We start from the raw sequence: 20,509 nt of genomic DNA, 5'->3' as shown, positions 1-20,509 counted from the left end.
CTCCTTGCGTTGATGGCTGGTCGGGTCTGCGTTAGTGCTGGAGTTCTTCTGGCGCTCGTCTGGGCATCAGCATCACGGCCGGAACGGTGATGGCGGTGAGGGCTATGACGACGATGAGGCTGGTCGTCATGGCGTGGCCGAAGCCGGAACCGGAGCCGGCCGACTGGAAGAAGACCGAGGTGACGGCGGCCGAGCCGATACCGGCCGCCAGTTGCTGGATCGCCGACAGGGAGCCGCTGGCGCTGCCGGCCTCATCGGGATCGATATCGCCGATCGCGACGTCGAAGATCGTGCCGTAGCATGCGCCCATCCCCAGGCCGGTGAGGAAGACAGCTGGTGCGAGGGCCCACAGGCTCAGGCCAGTGCCGGAGGCTGTGACCAGGACGAGCAGCCAGCCGCAGCCGATCAGGATGACGGCCAGGCCGAGGAAGATGAGGGTGCGGCCCAGCTTCTTGATCAGCGCCATGCATGCTCCCGCGGCCACGATGATGCCGACGGTCATCGGCAGCAGTCCCAGGGAGGTGTCTCGCGCCGAGGCGTGCAGCCCTTGCTGCATGAACAGAGAGAGGACGTAGACCAGCCCGGTGGTGGCGGCGAAGACGATCAGTCCGACGAGCAGTCCGGAGCTGAAGCCGCGGTTGCGCAGCAGGGATGGCTTGAGCAGCGGGTCGGTGGCGGTGCTCTGGCGGCGGGCGAAGGCGGCGAAGAACGCCAGGCCGGCCGCGATCGAGAGAATCGGGATGGCGGTCCAGCCGTTGCTCGATCCCTCGACCAGCCCCAGGAGCAGGCCGAACATAGTGGCGGCGAGCAACCCTGAGCCCACCCCGTCCACACCGGTGGACGCGTCGCCGTCGTCGTGCGGCAGCAGCCGGACGGCCAGGACCAGGCCGAGGCCGCCGAGCAGCAGGTTGACCAGGAAGATCGGGCGCCACGACAGGCCGGCGATGTCGGCGTCGATGACGAACCCGGCCAGGATCGGGCCGCCGACCGAGGCGAGTCCCAGCAGGGGCCCGAACAACGCGAACGCCTTGGTGAGCATGTCACGCGAGAACGTCTTTGTCATGATCGCCATACCTTGCGGGATCAAGAGCGCTCCGAACGCGCCCTGCGCGCCGCGGGCGAGGATCAGCAGAGCCGGGTCGGGTGAGAGCCCGGCCACGGCCGAGGCGATCGTGAAGCCGCTCATGCCGATGAGGAACAGCCTGCGCTGGCCGTACTTGTCGCCCAGTCGCCCGCCGACCACGAGCAGGACGCCCATCGCGAGCATGTAGGCCGACCCGAGCCATTTGATCAGGCCCTCGCCGCCATGCAGTTCGGCGGTGATCGTGGGCGCGGCGATGTTGGTGACCGTGGCGTCGATCATGTCGAGGGCGTCGGCGAGTAGCACCAAACCCAAGATCGACCACATGCGGCGGGTGGACGCGGTCGTCGGCGGGCCGACGGTTGTGGGGGTTGCCATGACGCATCTCCATTCGGAACGAATCTGAACTGACTCAGAAACTATAACCATTATAGATTCGGATGCGTTCCAGGTTCCGATATGATGGGGATATGCCGACGACGATGGGGCGCCGCGAGCGCAAGAAGGCACAGACCCGCCGGGCGTTGTCGGACGCCGCGTTGCGGCTGTTCTGCGAGCACGGGTACGACGGCGTCACCGTCGCTCAGATCGCCGACGAGGCGGACGTCTCCATCGCCACCCTGTTCGCGCACGTGCCAGACGGCAAGGAAGCGCTGATCTTCGACGACGGCACCGAACGACGCGTCTGGCTGGCCACCGCGGTCCGCGACCGGCCCCCCGGCCAGTCAGTGCTGGAAGCCCTGCACCAGTGCATGGCAGCCCGGGGACCCTTCACCAACGATCTCCCGCCCGAACTGCGGCGCAAGCGCGACCTGATCGTCAGCACACCCGCCCTGCGGGAATACTCACGCAAGCTCTGGATAGCCAGCGAGGGAGCCCTGGCTGAGGCCATCGCCGCCGAGAGCGACCGCGCCCCCTCCGACATGACCGTCCGCGCTCTCGCCCGCTACGTCCTGGAGATCCCCGAACTCGCGGGCACGGAACCCGACCCCCTGGCCGCACTGAACGCCATCTTCGACCTTCTCGAATCCGGCTGGCGCGAGTCGCCCAAAGAAGCCTGATCAAGCCCCCACCTGACCGGCTCGCTCGCCGCGCCGAAGCTAGTGGGGGTCCCACAGATCTTGTGTGTGGCGCTTTCGGCGACGGTATGGGCTCAGCGCTGTCGGGCTTCGGTCGACGACAGGGGTGGCTGGTGCTGTGCGCCCCAGTCCCATAGTGCTTGGAGAACGGGGCCGAGGCGGTGCCCGTCTGAGGTGAGTGTGTAGTGCACCCGAGGCGGCCAACCGGGCCGGCGGTGGCGATCGAGCACACCGGCTTCTGTCAGGTGCGCCAGCCGATCGGACAGGACCTTGTCCGATAGTGCGGGCAGGGCATGGCGGAGTTCGGTGAAGGTGCGGTCGCCTTGCAGGAATTCGCGGATCACCAGGGTTGTCCAGCGGCCATGCAGCGCCGCGAGGGTGATCTCCACCGGACAGGAGGGGGTGGGTTCGGTGACGTGCGCGCGGGGGTCGTCGGGCAGGCCCTGCCGGACCGGGTGACCAACCGTTTGGTGAGCCACGAGGGCGCCTCCTAGCGTTGCCGCGTCTGACTGATTTCTACCTCATGGAAGGACATGCATCGATGATGCGACAGCTTGCTGAACGTCCCGAGGACGTGCCCATGGTGTTCGCCGAGCGGTTCAACACCGGTGACGTGGAGGCGGTGGCGGAAGTTTATGAGAGCGGGGCGATGTTCGTTCCCGAACCGGGCTCACCGCTGACCGGGCAGGAGGTCCACGCCGCCAATGAACGATTCTTGGATCTCGGGCTGCCGATCACCGTTCGGCCGCGGCACGTATACACCACGGGCGACATCGCCTTGCTGATCGTCGACTGGCTCATCGACGGCACGGACCGCGATGGCCGGCCTGTCCACATCGAGGGCACCGCCACCGATGTCGCCCGACGCGGGCAAGACGGGCGCTGGCGGTACGCCATCGACAACCCTTTCGGCGTGCAACCAGGAATCGGCGGCCAAACACCCCCTCCGTAGCCCGTCCCAGGTGCCGTCCATCGACCAGCGGCGATGCCGCTGGATGACGCAGCGGGCCCGCCTGCGTCACGCACCGTACGGGCGCCTTGTAGCGCCCGCACGGTGCGTTGGCGGCACGGCGGCCTAGGCCGGGGAAGGGAGGGCCGCCGTGCCTGCTCAGAAGTGGCCGATAGTGGCCGAGGTGGAGGTGAGCGCCCAACGGTGCAGGAGCGCGGTCATCTCGGCCTCGCGCATCTGCGCCTTGAGCCCCTCGACGGTGCGGTCGCAGAGGAGCAGCGGTTCTGGGGTGGACCAGGTGGCGATGGCGTGGAAGAGTCGGCTGCCGGTGCCGTACAGGACGGCCCAGCCGGGCCAGGTGATCTCCAGCATGGCGGCTTCGGCGCGGGCTTCGTGGTCCCAGGTGTAGTGCGGCACGGGAGGGGCGGCCAGGCCGTCGCGGTGGCGCCCGCGCGGGCGGGCGAGCCGTCGCCGGATCATGAGATCACCTGCCCGGCCTGCTCCTGGGCCTCTCGGGCGATGGTCTCCTGCCTGTCGGTCTCGGCCTGTAGGGCGTCGAGAGTGTCGGCGTCGACGGTGCGTTCGGCTCCGGCATGGAAGGCGGCCGGGGAGAAGGGCTCCTCCCGGCTGGCCCACAGCCGTCCGGCGTCGCTGAGGATCAGTCGCCAGCCGGGGATGGCCGGTTCGGGGGTGCTGGATCTAACATCGTCCACTGATTGGACCTCCATCCGATCAAGGGCCCGTCCGGACGTTGGTAGCGGAGGACGGGCCCGCTTCATGGGGCAGGGCAGGACACGGAGGGGTACGCCGTACGGGCTGGGTGGCCGGTACGAAGACGAGGTGACCGCTACGCGACGCAGAGCGCAGGCGGTCGTTCGCCCGGGACGGGGCGTGGAGTGATGCCCACCGCCGAACTGGGACGGTCTGGTTCGGATAGACCTGGCCGGGAGCTCCATGCGACGACAGCTGGGCACCCGCCGGGGTAGCGACACCGATACAGCGGGCTCGGCAGCCAGGACCTGCTCGGAACGACACTGGACGGGTATCGATGGGGTCGCCTCTGTCGGAGCCCTCTGGGCACACCACTGAGCGACCACCGGCATGGCCACCTCAGCCGGGACCTGCGCGGTAGACCTCTGAGCGGGTACCAGTGGGATCGCCTCGGCCGGAGCGACGAGTACGAGCGGTTCGAAACAGGGCAGGGAAAGATCTCCGCTACGACGGGCCTGCAGGCGGGTGGCCATCAGAGCGCCGGAGGGCTGGATGTATTCGTGATGGGCAGGTTGGTCGAGGCAGCCGTGCGCGTAGGGGGCATGCCCACAGGAGGCGCATCCCATCGGCATCGGCGGCGCGTCGGCGAAACAGCCACAGCCGCTCGCCATGGTCCGGTCAAGGGCCGGAGCACTAGGGTTACTCACGGATCAGGACTCGCTTCCTGGTCAAGGGCCCGTCCAGACGTTTGCACCGTCGGGCGGGTCCGTTTTTTAGAAGGGGACATCTCACGAGCAAGGCATGCCTACGCGTGTCCATGCGTGCCTAGGCATGTCTAGGCACGTCTGGGATCGCCCAGGCACGCCAACAACGAATACGGTCGCTAACATGATCGATTTCGAGCCTGGCCGACCTAAGTGGGAGCAGGTCGCAGAGACGTTCGAGCAGCGCATCCACAGCGGTGAATGGCCACCCGGACACAAGGTCCCAAGCATCGTGGCGATCATGGGCGACTATGCCGTCGGGAACAACACCGCTCGTCACGTCCTCCGCTACCTGCGCGATCTGGGCCTCGTCAAGCTCGTTCCCAGCCTTGGAACCTTCGTGTTGCCACCCGAGCACGCCAGGCAGAACAATCCCGGAGACGCGCGGACCACGAAGCCATAACGGAGCCCCAACGGCCCCAACCAACTCGATCCGCAAGGCAGAGCAGTGATCCAGTGTCATGATGATCTCACTCAGAGTAGTGATTCTGGGCCATCATGCGCCTGCACCGCGCACTACGGCAAGCGTTCCTCATATATTTCTGCCTTCTCCGCGCGTTGTCACCGCAACCTGAAGCACGGAGGATGCCAAGATGCCGGATCTGACACTCACTCCCGCGTGGCGCAAATCAACCCTTAGCGACGGCGGCAACGGCTGCGTCGAGGTGGCCACCAACCTGCCGGGCGTCGTCGCCGTCCGCGACAGCAAGGACCCGTCAGGCCCCGTACTGATCTTCTCCCCAACGACCTGGCACAGCTTCCTCTCAGGCATCCGCAGTGGAGAAATCTGACCTGACGCCGAGTACCGCACGGCTGGAACCGGCCGATTACGCAGAAGCTCGTGCTGACGTTCAAGCGCCTCACCGCAGCGCGTACCTGTCCCCCGAAAGATCCACAGCGCTCATCGCCGTGGTGAACAGTAAGGAGTGACCATGCTCCCTCCCGGCCTGTCCGGCGCCGAGTTCCGTAAGTCCAGCTACAGCAACAGCGGGGATGCGTGCGTGGAAGTGGCCACCAACCTGCCGGGCCTCGTCGCCGTCCGCGACAGCAAGGACCCGTCGGGCCCCGTGCTCACCTTCTCCCCGGCAACCTGGAACGACTTCCTCGCAGGCATCCGTACGGGAGAAATCTGAGACCACCGCAGGATCTCCTCATCCGGCGGTGCCGGATGAGGACGAGCACGGCCAACAGGCTATGGGTAGGCGCCTGCGACTCAATGCGGCCGGAGAAGCTTGAGTGCCTACGACGGCCGACTGTCCAGCGCCGACCATCGTTGAGCGGGAAGGCGTACTGCCGATCTACCGGGGGCGCTGGACCATGCCCGTTGGATGGTCCGGTAGTCGATCACGGTGATGCCCTCCTGTTGGAGGAGTTCGTGAGCCTTCGGCGAGGTCAGGAACTCGTAGTCGGTTCGGCGTACGCGCCAGCCGCTGTCGATCGCCTGCGACTCCTCGCGGCCGACGCTGGGATGCACCGCCCATTCGCTGAGCCCGGCCGGCAGTTCGCGTAGCAGATGGGCGTATCGGGCCGGCTTGCCCTCGATGCTGAGGGAAAAGCTGTCCAGGAACTCGTTGTCGGTGACCGGCAGGCCCCGCTGTCGCATCTTCTGACGTCCGGGTTCGAGCCAGACCCGCACGGCCAGGCCGTACTCCGCGGCCAGCGCCACGGTCAGGTCGAGGATGTCGTCGCGCCCGCCGTCGGCCAGGCAGTGGAAGTCCAGATGCGTTGGTGTGAGCCCGGCGTCGGCCACGGCGTTGATCTGCGCGCGGAACTCAAGCTCCACCTCGTCGAGACGGGCCTGGGCGAGAAACTCGGCACGCCCCGCGGGTGTGGATATGAACAGTTCGCCCGCGTCGTCGAGCAGCGAGGGCACCTTCTCCTTCGCGGTCAACGGCCCCCATCGGTAGTGGGCCGTGTCGCAGACCAGCGTGAGGTGGATCCCGAACGGAATCTCCGACCGTCGGCGAAGCAGACGCATGGCGTGCGGCGCCGATGGACACGGCACCATCAGGCTGCACGAACTGGCGATCCCCTGCTCGATCGAGTCGATCACCGCGGCGTTGATCGCGTCGTACATCCCGAAGTCATCACAGTTGACGATGAGCACCCGGGCGTCAGAAGGGAACCCCAGCAGTTCGCTCGACTGCACCAAGGATGCGGCGGGCTCGAAGGCATATCCATCCATGCCCGAAGTGTGAACCGCCGACAAGAGGTTGCGCACGGGAATTACCCGCCTCGGAACGCCACTCCGCCGCCCTCAAGTTCGGTTGGGAGATCGACTTCTAAGGCCGCGGACCGTTCTGCCAGGAGCCCCTACAACAGGGAGCCGAGCTTGGGGTCGTACTCCCAGTGCCAGGGTTCGAAGGGGCTGACGTAGGCCCACTGGGGGTGGATCCAGCCAAACCGCTTGCCGTTGGCCTCCACCCAGTTGAACTCGGCCGAGCGGAAACGCTCGACGCCCCCGCACAGGTCGACCGCGAGCCCCAGGCCGTGGTTGCTCCGTCCGGGAACCGCGGCGAAGCCGGGGCGGCGGTAGTAGACCGACTGCTGTTCGGCCAGGCTCCGGTAGCTGTCGGTCACGCACATGGGCTTGCCGAACCGCCGCTTGTACGCCTCGTTGAGGCTGATGAACGCGAGCGCGGCGTCACCGCGCAGCTGGTTGCCCGGTTGCTGGAGCGGGCAGAGGTACGCCTGCGGGATGAGCCCGTTGGGAAAGTCGCCCATCGCGGTCGCCCTGGTCGGGTCACACCCGGCCGCCGGCTGCCCATTCTTGTTGATCTTGACGCCCAGCTTCACCAGCGCCTTGGTCAGGGACTGCACGATCTTCTGCGAGCGCACCCTGAGCGTCTCGATCTCGGCGCCCATCTGGGCCTCCGCGAGGAGGTTGGTCGCCCGGAGCTCCTGCGCCTCGCCCGCCAGCCGCTCCCGCTCCAGCTGCAGGCGGCTGCTGTCCTTGAGGATCAGGTCCTGCTCGGCAACAAGCTGGGTGACACCGGCCATAGCCCGCAGGGTGTTCGTGCTGGACTCGCCGGACAGGAAACCGGTCACGTCCCCGCCGAGGGGCTGCTGGTAAAGGAGCCCGACCAGGTCCGAGAGCGGCTGCCGTACCTGCTCGAAAGCCCTCTCGGCCGCCTGCAGCTCCCTCAGCTTGGCGGTGAGCTTCTTTTCCGAGTCACGGATCTGGGTCCGCCGCTGCTCCAGCGCCTTGGTCGCGGCCTCAAGGTCCTTTGTCGCCTTCTCCGCCTCGCGACGCAGCTCTGTGAGATTCACCGGATCGGCGACGACAACGGCCTGAACCTCCGCCGGCGCCCGCTGCGCGACAGCGGCCCCCGGCAGGAGGGAAAGCATCGTCGCGACGACGGCGATCAGACCCGCTGATCGACGAGGTGGCACGTTCGACCCCTCCGTTTGCGAACTCGTGACCTGGGTCAGGCACGCACGCTACTACAGCTGGCCAACTACCCGGGCCAGACCTCCACAGCCGTTATGCGCCGAACACCCCTTTTTGCGACCAGACAAGTCAGACTTCTTGCCGCGCGTGCTCCTTACAGACCTCCCAGAGCCACGTCCCCCGCCACTCCACCGGGCAGCCGTCCCAGGGCTCCCGCTCCTCCCGAGGCTCAGGCTCCACAGGCGGCCGCAACGCGGCCCTCCGCGGCCCCCTGGGGCCTCTGGGGACCCTCACGGGTACGACCACATCCGCCTCGTCCATGCTGCCCGGCTGGCCTGTTTTACCCGACTGGCCCGTTTGACCTGACCGCCCCAGTTGGTGCAGTTGGCCGAGTTGGCCCGATTGACTTGATCGACCCGGTTGGTTCAGGTAGCCGGGTTGGCCCAGTTGGTTCAACCCACCCAGTTCGCCCGTCCCACCGAGCCTGCCGCCCCCACTCACCGAGCGGCCCGCGTCCGATTTCGCGGCGACCGGCATCCACCCCCCGTACACCCGCTCCGGCCGCAAGGGCGGAGGCAGCAACCTCGGCCCGAACACCCCGCTCCGCACCGCCCCAACCGCGACCGGCACCACCGCCACCACGTCCCCCGCCGCCCCCTCGTCCAGCAACCCCACGCCCTCCCTCGCCACTCCCAGCCCAGCCTTCTCCCTCACAACTCCCTTGCTCAGCAACCCCACGCCCTCTTCCTGCACTCCCCTATCCAGCAGCCCCGCATCTTCCTGCGACACTCCCCCATCCAGCAGCCCCGCGTTTTCCTGCGGCACACCTCCGTTCGGCAACCCCGCACCCTCCTGCGGCACTCCCCCGTTCAGCAGCCCCGCATCCTCCCCCGCCCGGAGCCCCAGGCCATCTCCAGCCCTCATCCAAGGCTCCGCACCGCTCCCAGCTCCCACCCGAGACGCCTCATCACCACCGCCCCCCACCCGGGACATCGCACCATTCCAGGCGTCTTCCCGGGTTCCCTGCCGCCCCCCGCGCCCCTCCCAGCCCCCCGCTTCCCCGGACGCCTCGGGCCCCGTACCGGCGTCGGCCATCCGGATGGCCGCCTCGTAGCCCGTGAGCTCGGCCACCAGCAACCCCCCGGCCAGAAGCGCGGGCGCCAGCATCGCGCCACACAGCACCGCCGGCCGCAGCGCACGGCGCCCACGGATACGCTTCCGTCTCCTGTCGATCACGGAGCGTGACGCTAACTCCGCCCAACCTCGCACACCCGCCCACTTGCCGCCCTTTTACTCCAGCTCAGCGAACCGATAACCCGAAGTCCACCCCGAACTCCCCCTCCAAGCGCGCAACCACTCGCCACTTTCGCTACTCTTACTAGGAGCCCCTGCCTCCGTAGCTCAGGGGATAGAGCACCGCTCTCCTAAAGCGGGTGTCGCATGTTCGAATCATGCCGGGGGCACTCTCTTGACCAGCGATCATGCCTTTGACCTGGGCGTGTTCGTCTTCTTGTTCCCTGGCTCTGTGCAGCCGTGTGCCACCGTAGGCAGCCGCATGTCAGCGGCTGTGGGATATGCGTGGGATGGATCTTGGTGTGTTTCCGCAGGTCGCACCTCGTCGGGGCGGACCAGAGACGGGCGATCCCACGGGACCAGACAGCAGCCAGGAGGCGGAGCCAGCATCACCTAGGATCGATCATCGTGCAGCGACTGGCGCTCTTCGACCTGGACAACACGCTCATCGACTTGGACGCCGCCTTCCTGTTGTGGGCGCAGGAATTCGCCGAAGAGCATCGACTCAGCCGGAAAGCCGTCGACCACCTGATCAAGCTGGACCGTAACGGCCTACCTCATCGTGAGCTGTTCTTCGCCAAGGTGCGCGAGCGGTTCAAGCTCTCCACTTCGGCAGCGAACCTGTGGGCCGCGTACCGCCGTCGTATGCCCCATCTTGTCGAGTGTCGTCCCGAGGTCATAGCCGCACTGACAGAGCTACGCGCGTCCGGATGGCGGGTCGGGATCGTCACCAACGGGACAGCGGACAACCAGCTCGGCAAGATCCAGCGGACGGGCCTGGCCGATGCCGTCGACGGCTACGCGCTCTCGGGCGTCGAGGGCATCCGTAAGCCCGACGTTGGCCTATTCGAGATCGCCGCCAAGCGATGCGGTATGAGTCTCATCGGCGGGGGCTGGATGGTCGGCGACCACCCCGTCGCGGACATTGGCGGAGGACAGGCAGCCGGCCTGCGCACGGTCTGGATCGACCACGGCATCTGGCCCCATCATGGGCACTCCCCGGATCACGTGGTCACCGATGTAATCCACGCCATGGATATCTTGCGCGACATTGGCGAATGACTTTTCAGACAGGTACTGGATACTCGGTGGGATGCAGAAAGGCTCCGCCATGAGCAGTGAAGTCCCAGAGAGCCCGCTTGGCCCTGACGGGTTCAGCCCCGGGCGCAAAAAGGCTGCCGCGGAGATGATGATCACTGGGATCTCCATCCTCGCGCTGTTCACGACGATCATCAGCTTCAGGTCAACCAGGTACGACGGGAATCCGGAGATGCCGGATTTCAGCGATCCGGACGGGGTCTTCCTTGTCTTCTTCTCCTCGGGGATCAGCCTGTTCCTCGCCACAGTCGTGCTTGTGATCCTGCGGAAGCACAAGTCCGCTTGGATTGCCTACCTCGTTTTTGCAGCGCTGAACGGATACAGGTTTGTCGAGGTCGCGCCGCACTTCCAAGGATGACTACTACGCAAAGGAAACCTCGGCCTACTTGGGCGCTTCGAAACATCCGGGCCAGCACGCCGCCGGTAGAGTCCTGAGCATGGGCCGCCGGATCGACTTCTACGACGACCCCGCCGCACCCGAACCCAACACCCTGGTCCCATCGGTGAACGTCGCGGTCACCAACGAAACGGGCGAGATCCTCATGATCCGCCGTAGCGACAATGGCAACTGGGCCGTGCCCGGCGGTGCGATCGATCTGGGCGAGTCCCTGCCCGAGGCAGCGATCCGCGAGACGCTGGAGGAGACGGGGATCGGGTGCGAGATCACTGGCCTTGTCGGAACGTACACCGACCCCAAACACGTGATCCTCTACACCAGCAACAGCGAGGCCCGGCAGGAGTTCTCCATCATGCTCACCGGCCGAGCCGTCGACGGGGAGCCGACGCCGAGCGACGAGTCCCGGGAAGTGCGTTGGGTGCCGCGGGACGAGGTTTGCTCACTGTCGATGGACCGCTCAATGCGGCTGCGAATCGGCCACTTCCTCGAAGGACCGGGCAAGCCACACATAGGTTGAGGCCCCGGCTTGTGCCGAGGCCTGGAGGCGAGCATCTATGGGAATCATTCGCCGAGAGCGTTGCCGATCTTCCCGTTCATCCGTTCCTGCTGGCCCTCCATGCATTTGGCGTACACCCGGTGGAGGACCTCCACGCTGTGTCCGGCTCGTTTGGCTACCTCAGTAGCCGGTACGCCCGCGTTGAGCCAGAGGGACAGGGCAGCGTGTCGCAAGTCGTACGGTCGGGCGGCGAGCGGTGACCTCACCTGCTCATCGGTGAAGACGAGCGCTCGCGCTTCCTGCCAGACGTAGGAGCATGCTGAGCTGGAGTAGGAACCTCCCTTGGTCGTCCGGAAGAGCCGGCCGTCGTCCTCGGTGCCATAGGCGTCGATGTGCTCACGGAGTATGGCGACCAGGACAGGCGGGATGGGGATCTCCCTGGTTTCCTTCTTCGCCCGGTGCTTGAGGCTGCGCGACTCGTGGGTCTCCCCCGAGTTGGTCCATCGCTTGTTCGCCTGCGGTCGCGCCCTCTCCAGGATGATCTGACCCCATCCCGCTTCGGGCAGGGTGCAGTTCTTCAGACGAAGGTCTGCCGCCTCCTCCGGCCGCAGACCCGCGTAGTAGATGCAAGCGAACAGGGCTCTGAGTCGAACTCCCCGAGTGCGGCCGACCCTGGGCACAGCCGCCAGGAGTTGCTTCGCCTGAGCCGGATTGATCACCGTACGGGGGTCGACGACGTTGACGGCCTTGGGCGGCTTCCACTTGATCTCATGCAGTGGGTTGGTCGCGAACACCTTCTGTTCCACCGCCAGCTCCAGGAGGTGGTGAAAGATCGCCCGCTTACGCCGTACCGTGTTGGCCGCCGCCTCCTTGCCGTCGAAGGTGACCGAGATGACGTCGAGCGCGATCCGGACAACACGCGCCTCCTGGAGATCCGCCAGCGGAAGGGATGCCTTCTCCAGCCAGCGCAGCGCCAAGGTCTGCACACAGGTCAGCGTCTCCCGCCGGTCTTCCGGAAGCAGCACGTGGTTACGTAGCACCTGCCGCAACTCGTCGTCCTCCGGTCGGTCCGGAACATCGGCCACCAGCGCCGGGATCAGCGACAGCAGCGCGTACGCCTCAGTTTCCCGAGTTCGAGGAGCCGTCCTGTGCCACCGGCTGACCACGTACGACTGCGCGAACTGCATGAAAGACGGTCCCGAAGGCTCAGAGGCCGCCAGCATCGAGAGCGGCAATCCGGTGGCGACGTCGAACGCCTCCCCCTTCTTCGCCGCCTGACGAAGGTCGGACAGGAAGTTCTCGGCCAGCGCCTTGGTCCTGAACGTCTTGGATCGTGACTTGGTGCCCGCCTTCCAGCGCGCTTCAAAGGACGGCGCCTTGCTGGACTGGTTCCGGCGGACTTCCCAGATGCGCACTTCGTAGGTGACGGTCACGACGCCTCCCGCAGCGAGTCGAGCCACGCTTCGAGGTCACTGCGCCGGACACGCAGCTCGTCATTGGGGTACTGGATGCAGACCGGTGCCTTGCCGAGTTCCCGCCACCGGTAGAAGGTGCGGCGGGAGATTCCGTTCAGCACGGTGAGCACTTCGGGCACGGTAAGGAGTCGGTCATCAGGCCGAGGCATCGCGCACCTCCCCGAGCACCGGAGGCAGGGGCAAGGGTCTCCCCGTCAGTGCAGCAGCGAGGAGAGCGTCTCCGATCGACAGACCTTGTCCGGCGTACTCCCACTCGGCGATCACTAGGACGGTGTCCTCATCGAAGAGCGGAAGCCGTCCGGTGCTGATCGCCTCACCGCGCATGTAGTCGGTGCGTTCCTGGCGGATGTCGCCGAGGGTGGTGGAGTAGCGGCGGCTCTTGGTGGAGAAGTGGCCCCGGAAGCCCAGCATGTTCGCCCATTTGATGAGCCGGAACTCGGTCAGCTCGTCGAGGGCGCCCAGGCGCAGGCACTCGGCGATGAGCCGCCGGGCGTGGTCGCGGATCGGCAGGGCGGTCAGGTCGTCGAGGGGGTTGATGCGCCGGTCGAGGGTGCCGACGCATTCGGCGGCTTTGGTGGCGTACTTGGCGATGTAGGCGGCTACGGCCTGTTCGGTGAGGTCACCGGTCATCGTGATCTTGCGAACGTCGAGTTGAGCGCCCCACTGGAAGGCCCGCGCGGGTTCACCAGGTACCGCAGGGACGGTGACCGCGATGGCGGAGGCAGCGTGTTGTACGGCGTCGGTCATCAGGTCGGCCGTCGCCCAGGCCGGTGGAGGGGTAGTCGGCCCCTCGGGGCCGTCGATGCGGATGACCGCGTGAAAGTGGACGACCCCGCGCCGCTGGTACTCGGCGACCTTGGCGAAGGAGATCACGGCCTGTTCCCGTAGCTCCCGCTGGGTCAGCCCGGCGAGCTTGGCGAGGCGTCGGCGGAGGGCTTCGGTGAAGCGCCGCCACAACTCCGGGGACATCGCGTTGAACAGCACCGAGCCCGCGTAGTCGTAGCAGTCCGGGCAGAGCGGTTCACCAAGGCGACTCTCATCGGCCCCGTGCCGAGCGGTGCAGGACATGACCTGCCCGTGCGGGCAGGTGGCCGCATCGCGTCGAGCGTGACACGGCAGGACGGTCCCGTTCTTCTCCCGCCGGGTGTGGACGGTCCCGAAGGAGGGAGCCGTCAAGGTGACGAACAGGCAGGGATGAGCGGTGACCGACTCCGGGACGCCCTTGCCGCCGACCAGGCCCGCGCGGATGAGTTGGTAGGTGTCGGCCCGGTAGGTCTCGGCGCAGGCCGGACAGCGCGAGGCGCGCCGGGTCTTGCACGGGACGCGAAGGATGCCGTCCGGTTCGCCTCCGGTGCTGTAGCTGTGCAGCCGGTTCCCGGTGGCGGGGTCGAGGTGGTGGACGTGGCCGCGCAGGTGGATGGGCTGGCGGCAGCCGCCGGTCCGGCGGATCTGGGAGGCCCACCGGGCGTATTGGGGGTCGTGAAGCCGGTCGATCATCCCGGCTACCGCGTGGGTGCTTGGCATGATGGGGGTGTCCCTTCCGGGCTTTTCGGGGTTCGGTATGGGATGGCCCCCGACGTGGCGGACGTCTTGGCGGATGTGTGGTCACGCCGGGGGCGCCAAGGACTCAGCTGAAGCCGAGGCCCTCGCAGTACTCGCAGGTCTGGCCGTGACCATCGACACCGGTCCCGCCGCAGTGGCAGCACAGCCAGCGCTTAGGCGCGATGTCGACGAGCGGAGCGTCTTGGTTGCCGGTCACGTGATCCACCTCCTTTCGGGGCGCTTGGGCGCGGTATCGAGGAACACACGCCAGGTGTGTGGCCGCTCATGCAGCGGCAGGATCTGCGAGACCGAGCCGATGGGGAGGATCGTGCGGATCTTGTTGGCGGCGTGGACGATTTCGGCGTAAGTGCCGTCGATGCGGATGCGCATGGGGTCTCTTTTCTGGTCAGGCGGCGCAGGCCGGGTTGCCGGCGGCGGGGGTGATGGGGGCGGGGTCGACGCAGCCCGCATAGGAGCTGTCGGCTTCGTGGCGGGCTTTGGCGCGGGCGAGGATGCCCACGGCCGTGTACTCGACCGGTCCGAAGGCACGGTTGGTGCGGTAGTGGCCGTAGCCGATGTCGCCGGGGTCGATCTGGGTTCCGAGGAGGTGGGCGATGGTGTCGATCTCGGCGCGGATCTCGTCGTCGGTTCCGGCGGCGAAGTGGTGGAGCTTGGGGAAGGAGGGGGCCGGGACCTCGGGGTTGGCCTCCAGGAAGGCGGCCAGGTCGAGCAGACCCTTGATGAGAGCGGCGCGGCCAGTGGTGTTGGGCATGGGGTTCTCCTTTGCGTTCAGGCGGGTTCGGGGCTGTCGCGCAGAGTGCGCAGCAGGTCGGAGGCGAGCTGACTGGACACTCCGAGGCGGGTGCGCAGGGCATCGCGGGTGATGGGTCTGCCGTGCCGGGCGTGGTGTTCGTCGGCGACGCGACGCGCATAGTCGAGGAGCTCGTTTGTTGGTCCGGGGTCGTTCCGGGCGTTCTCGGTGCCGTTCTGGGGTTCGTTCTGGCCGGGTACGACGAGGCCGGGCAGCGGGACGGGCGTGGTGAGTTCGGGAACGGTCTGCCCTGTGGCGTCCGGGACGAGAACGGGTGCCGGGGGCGGTTCGGAACGAGGGTCGGTGGAGCGGCGCTCCAGCATGGAGACCGCGATCAGGAACGCCCCTGCCGGGGTCGCGGCGGTGATCCACCCCCAGGCCGACGGGTGGGCTTGGGCGAGGTTCGCGGCCAGTGACAGGGCGATCCCGCCGACGAGGACGAGGGTCGGCCAGGAGATCCAGCCCTCTCGTTCCCTTCCGTTCTTCTTGTCGCGCTGTCGTTCCCGCGCGGCCATGACACAGGTGAGATCGACGCAGACCGCTATGGCCCAGGCCATCCAGCCGGACTGCCCGTGTTCGGTGGCGGTGTCGCGGATGTGGGTGAAGCTGCCGGCCCCGGCGATCACGGCGAGGATCAGCACCGGCGCGGAGTCGGCCAGCCGTACGGCCAGACGCGGCGCGGTCGCGGTCACGGTGATTCTCCTTCCGAGAGGTCTCAGGCGATGAGTTCGGGAATGTCGTCGACGCCGGGCAGTTCGTGACCGAGGCCGGAAGCGGCTACCTGGTTCCACGACGGAGCCATTTCGGCGTAGGTGCCCGCGGCTTGCTCTGCGGCGGTGGTGGAGACATAGCCGGACCGGGCGCGATACCACCGGCCGTCAGAACCGGTGATCACAGCCACCCCGGGCAGCTCCGGCGCGATGGACCGGGCAGCAACCAGCGCGTCGGGGTCGAGGTCGCCTAGCGTCATCACGGCGGTCTCGGGATCGTTGACCCGGTGACAGACCCGCCCGCCGATCTGGGCACGCAGCGCGGTGACGCCGGGGCCGAGGTCGGAGCCGATCCGTTGCCCGGACAGGATCAGGTGGATGCCGAAGGCGCGGCCGAGCTGGGCGATACGCAGCAGCGCGGTAGCGGTACGGGTGACCTGATCCTTCTCTGCCTTGTCGGCGGTCAGGTACAGCTCGGCGAGTTCGTCGACCAGGACCACGACCGGGATCGGGCGGGAGGCGTCGGGGAGTTGCCAGATGTCGCGGACCCCGTAGCGGCGACAGGCCAGCATCCGCGCGCCCATAACCGCGATCAGGTCGCTCAGCAGGTCGAGGCACTCGGCACGGCTGGTGGCCAGCGCGGTCAGTCGAGCGGCGTAGGCCGACAGTTCGACTCCGCCTTTGAGGTCGAAGCCGACCAGGGCGACCGGTTGCGGGGCCAGCCCGACGATGAGCGCGTTGATCAGATTGGACTTGCCCGATTGGGTGGCGCCCGCGTTCATCCAGTGCGGGATGAGGCGCAGGTCCATTCGCCAGGCCGCGCCGGTCTCCAGTACTCCGACGATGGGCCTCAGCAGGTCCTCGGCCCGCCAGCCGTCGCGCGGTTCAGTCGGCGGCATGGCGGGGGCGACGTGGGTTAGAGGGTCCTGGGTGATCCCTTGGAGGGTGACGCGGCCAGGCCGGGAGCCGACGACGCGAACCGCCTCGATGCGCCAGGCGTGCGCGAGCCGTTCACAGACTTTGGCGTAGTCGTCGGGCACCTGGCCGTCGAGGAGATGGAAGGTGATGCGGAAGCCGTGCCGTACGGGGCGAGGTAGGCCCATCCAGGGCTTGGTGTCGACGGCGACCCGCTGGAAGCGCCGTTTGACCTGTACGACGCCGGTCGAGGCGACCAGGCCGGGGACGGTGGTGAACCACCAACGGTGCCGCTTCTTGGTCAGCCCGCAGCCGGAGGCGACGTGACGCCAGGACCAGCGCAGCCAGACGGCTTTGCGCGGGAAGACGAGGACGTACCAGTAGGAGAGGGGAGCCCAGCGCCGCCAGGCCAGCAGCACGAGCACGACGGCGAGGACCTTGAATAACGGGTGGCCGAGGTCGATCACAGGTCCGCCCCCATCCCGGCAGAGAGGACGGAACCGGCGGGGTGGAAGGAGACGGCCCGGTAGGAGATGCCCCAGCGTCCGCCCTGCTCCCAGACGTAGCCGACCAGGCCGACCGGGACGACCTCCTCACCGGGAGTGATCTGTGGTTCGGGGGTGGTGCTGACCTTGACCAGCTCCATCCGGCCAAGGTCGTCCTCGAACAGGAAGGTGAGCTCGTACATGACGTTGCCGTCCTTGTCGCGCTTGATCTCGCCGGTGTCCTTGTTGACGAGGCGGGGCTTGGCGGCCTTGACGCAGGTGATCTGGAGCTTGGTGACGTCGACGGGGATGGGGATGGTCCGCATGATCGTTCCTTTGCTAGATGGAAGCCTTGGCATACATAGAACGCTTAGAATTCTATGTTGTCAATGAGTGCTTCGGCGGCTTGGTTGGTTTCTTTGCAAGCGTGTGTTGAACTGGGTAGGTGCAATGCGCGTACAGACGCGCCAAGTGCGTCACAAGCGACAACACGAAGCGAGACGAGTGCGATGGTGGAGAAGACCGGCCAGCCGGCCTACTTGCAGATCGTCGACGAGCTGCGCGGCCAGATCCGTACCGGCTCACTCGCGCCCGGTATGGCGCTGCCCTCCATCGCCCAGCTGGGCGAGCGCTTCGACGTCTCCGCCAGCGTGGTCAAGGCCGCGATCAGCGTGCTGCGTACCGAGGGACTGGTGATCGGCCAGCAGGGCAAGGGCGTGTTCGTCCGCCAGGCCCCCGCCGAGACCTCCAAGCCCGAGGCACCAGACGTGAACGCCGAGATCTTGGACCAGCTTGCCCAGACGCGCCAGAGCGTCAAGGAGCTGGGTGATCGACTCGCCGCTCTGGAGGCGGCAGTCTTCGCAAAGCCGAAGTGATCTCACCGATCCGGCATGCCAACTCGTCCAGCTCTGCCCGAATCGCGGCCAATTCCCAGCTGATCCGCTGTGGGTCGACGTTCACGGGTTCCTCCCTTGCTCTGCGGTGCGTTTCGCCTTTCGGGATGGCTTAAGTTCACCGTGAGCTGGGGGTTTCCGGTATCACACCGATCTAGTTAAGCTTCTTCAGTTCTCCTCAACACCCATTTACACAAGCGTTTTCATATGCACGACCGCACACCGCATCACCTCCCCGAAGCGTGAAGGCGAAAGTATGCAACTGAAGACGACCCAGCGAACCGGCTGGACCCCCTCCCGCCTGCGCGAACACCGCGAAGCCCACGGCCTCACCCTGGAGAGCGCAGGCGAGCGTCTGCGCGAGGCAGCCAGCGGCCACGGTCTGAGCGTCCCGGCCGCCAACTTCCAAACGCTGTGGGGCCACGAGCAAGGAACCGTGTTCCCCGGCCCGCATTACCGGCGCGCTTACTGCCTGCTTTACCAGGCCACCGAACCCGAACTAGGGTTTCGCCCCCCTCTGCCCGGTGAATCACAGAAAGCGGAAATCGTGATTTCCGATCTGCCCACGCCCGCCGATCCCGCAGCCGACAACGCCGCCGCCCAGGTCATCGAGGAGACGTTCACCAAGGTCTCCGTCGGCGGCATCGAGCCGGGCGACTCCCCGCAAGCGCTGCTTCGTAACCGCGTGGTCGACGCTTGGCGCAGGCGCCACGGCGGAGGCAGCCCCCGCCCCATCCTCACCCTGGTCGGTGGATACGCCGGATCGGGCAAGACCGAGTTCTCTCGCTTCCTGTCCGACATCACCGGGTGGGCGTTCCTGGACAAGGACTCACTGACCCGCTCCATCGTCGAGCGGCTGCTCGTCTCCCTCGGGGGTGACCCCAACGACCGCCACACCGACCTGTATCTCAAGGAGGTCCGCCCGCTGGAGTACCGGTGCCTGATGGAGACCGCGTGGGACAACCTCAACGTCGGCACCTCGGCCATCCTGGCGGCCCCGTTCATCGCCGAGCTCAAGGACGAGGCGTGGTTTGCCCGACTGGAGAACCGGTGCGCGGCCAAGGGGATCGATGTCGCGGCGATCTGGGTCCGCTGCGATCCCGAGTCGATGCGCGAGTACATCGAGTTCCGCGGAGCCGCCCGCGACGCGTGGAAACTGAGCAACTGGGAGCAGTACGCCGCGAGTCTGAACGTCGAGGCCAGCCCGCCCACCGCACACGTCACCATCGACAACCGGCTCGGCGCGGCCATCAGCCTGGCCGACCAGACCCGCGAAGCCCTCAAGCGGATCCTCACGTGAGCCCGCAAGGAATCGTCATCTACGGCCCGCCCGCCAGTGGCAAGGACACCATCACCGCCGCCCTCACCCGGCTGGATTCGCGGTTCACGTTGCTGCCCAAGCTCAAGGTCGGCACCGGCCGAGCAGACGGCTACGAGTTCGTCAGTGCCGAGCATCTGGACAAGCTCCGCGACGCGGGCCGGCTGGTCGCCGAGACCCGCCGCTACGGCAACGTCTACGCCATCGACCGCCAGACGATCGACGACCGCCACGCCGCCGGCCACGTCCCCGTCGTGCACATGGGCAACCTGGGCGACCTGCGCCGTCTGATTGGCCGCGCCCCGGATTCCTGGTTGCGCGTGCTGCTGTGGGTCCCGCGCGAGGTCACCGAACAGCGATCCCGAAGCCGCGGTGACGTCGACACCCACAAGCGCCTGACCGCATGGGACGAGACACTCACCGACCTGGAGACCAGCACCGACGCCGGGTTCTTTCACCTACGCCTCCACACCGACCGTCTCGGAGCCGACGCCGCAGCACGCGAGATCAGGGGTGCCTACGATCGACTACGGCAGGCCGGTTGTCCTCAGTCACAGGGGTGCCGCCCTTGAGACGAGCCTCTACCTCGTCGGGGATCAGGTCCAGCCGCCACCAGGTGCCGCACTGTCGACAACGGGCACCATCGGGCAGAGGATTCGGACGGGTCCACTCCACCTCGTGGTGAAGGCAGTCAGCCACAGGCGCGTAGCTTCGGGCGCACCGCTCAGCCGTGACCGAGGACTCATCCGCCGTCACGATCAGCGGCGCGTCTCCCTGGGCGCGCCCGCAGTGCGGACACACCGGCGGTACATCGTTCAGCCGGTCTGCGATGCATTGCTGTTCGTCGGCCAGCTGGAGGAGTTCCTCGGCCGTTTCGGCGACCAGATGCCCGGCGAGCCCGGCGAGCATCTCCTGTTCGGTCAGTACGAGTTCGGGGTCGCGGCGCGCGGAGAAGACGCCCCACCCGCTCTGTTCGGTCTGCCACCCCTCGATCACCGGCCCAGCGCCCACCGCGGGCAGAGGCCAGGTCGGAAGCTGTTGAGCGAACCGTTCAGACATCGCGTCCTCATTCCGTTCCAGGCATGGCCGGTGGGGTGAGGC

Annotated in this window: 27 protein-coding genes and 1 tRNA gene; 12 read left to right on the top strand and 16 right to left on the bottom strand. The window is 67.0% G+C overall.

Going from position 1 to position 20,509, the window contains the following annotated elements:
• Positions 1-31: 31 nt before the first annotated feature.
• Positions 32-1,459 (bottom strand): MFS transporter, encoded by a 1,428-nt coding sequence (locus ABZU75_RS09350; protein ID WP_355551215.1) that lies wholly within the window; start codon positions 1,457-1,459, stop codon positions 32-34.
• A gap of 92 nt (positions 1,460-1,551) precedes the next feature.
• On the opposite strand from ABZU75_RS09350, the gene ABZU75_RS09345 reads away from it, so the two are divergent.
• Positions 1,552-2,142, top strand: a complete 591-nt coding sequence (locus ABZU75_RS09345) for a TetR family transcriptional regulator (RefSeq protein ID WP_355551213.1) — start codon at positions 1,552-1,554, stop codon at positions 2,140-2,142.
• A 92-nt stretch (positions 2,143-2,234) separates the two neighbouring features.
• Here ABZU75_RS09345 and ABZU75_RS09340 read toward each other — a convergent pair whose 3' ends face one another.
• A complete protein-coding gene (locus ABZU75_RS09340; protein WP_355551211.1) occupies positions 2,235-2,639 on the bottom strand; it encodes a helix-turn-helix domain-containing protein in 405 nt (134 codons plus the stop codon).
• A 62-nt stretch (positions 2,640-2,701) separates the two neighbouring features.
• On the opposite strand from ABZU75_RS09340, the gene ABZU75_RS09335 reads away from it, so the two are divergent.
• Complete coding sequence (locus ABZU75_RS09335; protein WP_355551209.1) at positions 2,702-3,112, top strand: DUF4440 domain-containing protein; 411 nt, start codon at positions 2,702-2,704, stop codon at positions 3,110-3,112.
• Positions 3,113-3,268: 156 nt separating this feature from the next.
• Here ABZU75_RS09335 and ABZU75_RS09330 read toward each other — a convergent pair whose 3' ends face one another.
• Complete coding sequence (locus ABZU75_RS09330) at positions 3,269-3,589, bottom strand: hypothetical protein (protein WP_355551207.1); 321 nt, start codon at positions 3,587-3,589, stop codon at positions 3,269-3,271.
• Entirely contained in the window at positions 3,586-3,822 is a 237-nt protein-coding gene (locus tag ABZU75_RS09325) for a hypothetical protein (RefSeq protein WP_355551205.1), read from the bottom strand. Before ABZU75_RS09325 ends, ABZU75_RS09330 begins: the two co-directional genes overlap by 4 nt.
• Positions 3,823-4,708: 886 nt before the next feature.
• Here ABZU75_RS09325 and ABZU75_RS09320 point away from each other — a divergent pair.
• The 3 genes from ABZU75_RS09320 (at position 4,709) to ABZU75_RS09310 (ending at position 5,717) form a co-directional block, all read left to right on the top strand.
• Positions 4,709-4,987, top strand: a complete 279-nt coding sequence (locus tag ABZU75_RS09320; RefSeq protein WP_350930272.1) for a winged helix-turn-helix domain-containing protein — start codon at positions 4,709-4,711, stop codon at positions 4,985-4,987.
• Positions 4,988-5,177: 190 nt separating this feature from the next.
• Positions 5,178-5,375 carry a DUF397 domain-containing protein gene (locus tag ABZU75_RS09315; RefSeq protein ID WP_355551202.1) on the top strand — a complete coding sequence of 66 codons (198 nt, stop codon included), beginning with the start codon at positions 5,178-5,180 and terminating at the stop codon, positions 5,373-5,375.
• A gap of 141 nt (positions 5,376-5,516) precedes the next feature.
• Positions 5,517-5,717 carry a DUF397 domain-containing protein gene (locus tag ABZU75_RS09310; RefSeq protein ID WP_355551200.1) on the top strand — a complete coding sequence of 67 codons (201 nt, stop codon included), beginning with the start codon at positions 5,517-5,519 and terminating at the stop codon, positions 5,715-5,717.
• Between the two features lie 107 nt (positions 5,718-5,824).
• Here ABZU75_RS09310 and ABZU75_RS09305 read toward each other — a convergent pair whose 3' ends face one another.
• Positions 5,825-6,769, bottom strand: a complete 945-nt coding sequence (locus ABZU75_RS09305) for a polysaccharide deacetylase family protein (protein ID WP_355551198.1) — start codon at positions 6,767-6,769, stop codon at positions 5,825-5,827.
• 128 nt (positions 6,770-6,897) lie between these two features.
• Positions 6,898-7,977: a D-alanyl-D-alanine carboxypeptidase family protein gene (locus ABZU75_RS09300; RefSeq protein WP_355551196.1), complete on the bottom strand. Its 1,080-nt coding sequence runs from the start codon at positions 7,975-7,977 to the stop codon at positions 6,898-6,900.
• Between the two features lie 1,388 nt (positions 7,978-9,365).
• Here ABZU75_RS09300 and ABZU75_RS09295 point away from each other — a divergent pair.
• From ABZU75_RS09295 to ABZU75_RS09280, 4 genes are all read left to right on the top strand, one after another.
• A tRNA-Arg gene (locus ABZU75_RS09295) sits at positions 9,366-9,438 on the top strand.
• A gap of 238 nt (positions 9,439-9,676) precedes the next feature.
• The gene (locus ABZU75_RS09290) at positions 9,677-10,330 is read left to right on the top strand and encodes an HAD family hydrolase (protein WP_355551194.1); all 654 of its coding nucleotides are present in this window, start codon (positions 9,677-9,679) and stop codon (positions 10,328-10,330) included.
• Positions 10,331-10,379: 49 nt separating this feature from the next.
• Positions 10,380-10,724 carry a hypothetical protein gene (locus ABZU75_RS09285; RefSeq protein WP_355551192.1) on the top strand — a complete coding sequence of 115 codons (345 nt, stop codon included), beginning with the start codon at positions 10,380-10,382 and terminating at the stop codon, positions 10,722-10,724.
• Positions 10,725-10,803: 79 nt separating this feature from the next.
• Complete coding sequence (locus tag ABZU75_RS09280; protein WP_355551190.1) at positions 10,804-11,280, top strand: NUDIX domain-containing protein; 477 nt, start codon at positions 10,804-10,806, stop codon at positions 11,278-11,280.
• 44 nt (positions 11,281-11,324) lie between these two features.
• Here ABZU75_RS09280 and ABZU75_RS09275 read toward each other — a convergent pair whose 3' ends face one another.
• The 9 genes from ABZU75_RS09275 to ABZU75_RS09235 all read right to left on the bottom strand — a co-directional run bounded on the left by ABZU75_RS09275 (position 11,325) and on the right by ABZU75_RS09235 (position 17,523).
• The gene (locus ABZU75_RS09275) at positions 11,325-12,692 is read right to left on the bottom strand and encodes a tyrosine-type recombinase/integrase (RefSeq protein WP_355551188.1); all 1,368 of its coding nucleotides are present in this window, start codon (positions 12,690-12,692) and stop codon (positions 11,325-11,327) included.
• Positions 12,689-12,883 (bottom strand): helix-turn-helix domain-containing protein, encoded by a 195-nt coding sequence (locus ABZU75_RS09270; protein WP_326645039.1) that lies wholly within the window; start codon positions 12,881-12,883, stop codon positions 12,689-12,691. Before ABZU75_RS09270 ends, ABZU75_RS09275 begins: the two co-directional genes overlap by 4 nt.
• A complete protein-coding gene (locus tag ABZU75_RS09265; protein ID WP_355551185.1) occupies positions 12,870-14,258 on the bottom strand; it encodes a replication initiator in 1,389 nt (462 codons plus the stop codon). The genes ABZU75_RS09270 and ABZU75_RS09265 overlap by 14 nt, the downstream gene beginning before the upstream one ends.
• Positions 14,259-14,361: 103 nt before the next feature.
• Positions 14,362-14,493, bottom strand: a complete 132-nt coding sequence (locus ABZU75_RS09260; RefSeq protein ID WP_355551183.1) for a hypothetical protein — start codon at positions 14,491-14,493, stop codon at positions 14,362-14,364.
• A complete protein-coding gene (locus tag ABZU75_RS09255; RefSeq protein ID WP_355551181.1) occupies positions 14,490-14,666 on the bottom strand; it encodes a hypothetical protein in 177 nt (58 codons plus the stop codon). The genes ABZU75_RS09260 and ABZU75_RS09255 overlap by 4 nt, the downstream gene beginning before the upstream one ends.
• Positions 14,667-14,682: 16 nt before the next feature.
• Complete coding sequence (locus ABZU75_RS09250) at positions 14,683-15,048, bottom strand: hypothetical protein (protein ID WP_355551179.1); 366 nt, start codon at positions 15,046-15,048, stop codon at positions 14,683-14,685.
• Between the two features lie 17 nt (positions 15,049-15,065).
• The gene (locus tag ABZU75_RS09245) at positions 15,066-15,779 is read right to left on the bottom strand and encodes a DUF2637 domain-containing protein (protein WP_355551177.1); all 714 of its coding nucleotides are present in this window, start codon (positions 15,777-15,779) and stop codon (positions 15,066-15,068) included.
• 23 nt (positions 15,780-15,802) lie between these two features.
• Positions 15,803-17,179 carry an FtsK/SpoIIIE domain-containing protein gene (locus ABZU75_RS09240; RefSeq protein WP_355551175.1) on the bottom strand — a complete coding sequence of 459 codons (1,377 nt, stop codon included), beginning with the start codon at positions 17,177-17,179 and terminating at the stop codon, positions 15,803-15,805.
• Entirely contained in the window at positions 17,176-17,523 is a 348-nt protein-coding gene (locus tag ABZU75_RS09235; protein WP_355551173.1) for a hypothetical protein, read from the bottom strand. The genes ABZU75_RS09240 and ABZU75_RS09235 overlap by 4 nt, the downstream gene beginning before the upstream one ends.
• A 183-nt stretch (positions 17,524-17,706) precedes the next feature.
• On the opposite strand from ABZU75_RS09235, the gene ABZU75_RS09230 reads away from it, so the two are divergent.
• From ABZU75_RS09230 to ABZU75_RS09220, 3 genes are all read left to right on the top strand, one after another.
• Positions 17,707-18,072: a winged helix-turn-helix domain-containing protein gene (locus tag ABZU75_RS09230; RefSeq protein ID WP_355551171.1), complete on the top strand. Its 366-nt coding sequence runs from the start codon at positions 17,707-17,709 to the stop codon at positions 18,070-18,072.
• Positions 18,073-18,346: 274 nt separating this feature from the next.
• Positions 18,347-19,390 carry an AAA family ATPase gene (locus ABZU75_RS09225; RefSeq protein WP_355551169.1) on the top strand — a complete coding sequence of 348 codons (1,044 nt, stop codon included), beginning with the start codon at positions 18,347-18,349 and terminating at the stop codon, positions 19,388-19,390.
• Positions 19,387-19,980 carry a guanylate kinase gene (locus ABZU75_RS09220; protein WP_355551167.1) on the top strand — a complete coding sequence of 198 codons (594 nt, stop codon included), beginning with the start codon at positions 19,387-19,389 and terminating at the stop codon, positions 19,978-19,980. The genes ABZU75_RS09225 and ABZU75_RS09220 overlap by 4 nt, the downstream gene beginning before the upstream one ends.
• On the opposite strand, the gene ABZU75_RS09215 is transcribed toward ABZU75_RS09220, so the two are convergent.
• A complete protein-coding gene (locus ABZU75_RS09215; RefSeq protein WP_355551165.1) occupies positions 19,916-20,467 on the bottom strand; it encodes a hypothetical protein in 552 nt (183 codons plus the stop codon). The genes ABZU75_RS09220 and ABZU75_RS09215 overlap by 65 nt on opposite strands.
• Positions 20,468-20,509 lie beyond the last annotated feature (42 nt).

Source organism: Streptosporangium sp. NPDC005286, assembly GCF_040607515.1.
GTDB lineage: Bacteria > Actinomycetota > Actinomycetes > Streptosporangiales > Streptosporangiaceae > Streptosporangium.
The sequence above is the reverse complement of the archived record's forward strand: the minus strand, read 5'-3'. Positions and strand labels throughout refer to the sequence as shown.

Excerpts from the sequence above, each read along its gene's own strand:
- ABZU75_RS09255 (WP_355551181.1), bottom strand. The coding sequence starts at position 14,666 with ATGCGCATCCGCATCGACGGCACTTACGCCGAAATCGTCCACGCCGCC.
- ABZU75_RS09265 (WP_355551185.1), bottom strand. The coding sequence starts at position 14,258 with ATGCCAAGCACCCACGCGGTAGCCGGGATGATCGACCGGCTTCACGAC.
- ABZU75_RS09270 (WP_326645039.1), bottom strand. The coding sequence starts at position 12,883 with ATGCCTCGGCCTGATGACCGACTCCTTACCGTGCCCGAAGTGCTCACC.
- ABZU75_RS09320 (WP_350930272.1), top strand. The coding sequence starts at position 4,709 with ATGATCGATTTCGAGCCTGGCCGACCTAAGTGGGAGCAGGTCGCAGAG.
- ABZU75_RS09315 (WP_355551202.1), top strand. The coding sequence starts at position 5,178 with ATGCCGGATCTGACACTCACTCCCGCGTGGCGCAAATCAACCCTTAGC.
- ABZU75_RS09350 (WP_355551215.1), bottom strand. The coding sequence starts at position 1,459 with ATGGCAACCCCCACAACCGTCGGCCCGCCGACGACCGCGTCCACCCGC.
- ABZU75_RS09230 (WP_355551171.1), top strand. The coding sequence starts at position 17,707 with ATGGTGGAGAAGACCGGCCAGCCGGCCTACTTGCAGATCGTCGACGAG.
- ABZU75_RS09280 (WP_355551190.1), top strand. The coding sequence starts at position 10,804 with ATGGGCCGCCGGATCGACTTCTACGACGACCCCGCCGCACCCGAACCC.
- ABZU75_RS09235 (WP_355551173.1), bottom strand. The coding sequence starts at position 17,523 with ATGCGGACCATCCCCATCCCCGTCGACGTCACCAAGCTCCAGATCACC.
- ABZU75_RS09225 (WP_355551169.1), top strand. The coding sequence starts at position 18,347 with ATGCAACTGAAGACGACCCAGCGAACCGGCTGGACCCCCTCCCGCCTG.
- ABZU75_RS09215 (WP_355551165.1), bottom strand. The coding sequence starts at position 20,467 with ATGTCTGAACGGTTCGCTCAACAGCTTCCGACCTGGCCTCTGCCCGCG.
- ABZU75_RS09305 (WP_355551198.1), bottom strand. The coding sequence starts at position 6,769 with ATGGATGGATATGCCTTCGAGCCCGCCGCATCCTTGGTGCAGTCGAGC.
- ABZU75_RS09335 (WP_355551209.1), top strand. The coding sequence starts at position 2,702 with ATGATGCGACAGCTTGCTGAACGTCCCGAGGACGTGCCCATGGTGTTC.
- ABZU75_RS09310 (WP_355551200.1), top strand. The coding sequence starts at position 5,517 with ATGCTCCCTCCCGGCCTGTCCGGCGCCGAGTTCCGTAAGTCCAGCTAC.
- ABZU75_RS09345 (WP_355551213.1), top strand. The coding sequence starts at position 1,552 with ATGCCGACGACGATGGGGCGCCGCGAGCGCAAGAAGGCACAGACCCGC.
- ABZU75_RS09250 (WP_355551179.1), bottom strand. The coding sequence starts at position 15,048 with ATGCCCAACACCACTGGCCGCGCCGCTCTCATCAAGGGTCTGCTCGAC.
- ABZU75_RS09285 (WP_355551192.1), top strand. The coding sequence starts at position 10,380 with ATGAGCAGTGAAGTCCCAGAGAGCCCGCTTGGCCCTGACGGGTTCAGC.
- ABZU75_RS09330 (WP_355551207.1), bottom strand. The coding sequence starts at position 3,589 with ATGATCCGGCGACGGCTCGCCCGCCCGCGCGGGCGCCACCGCGACGGC.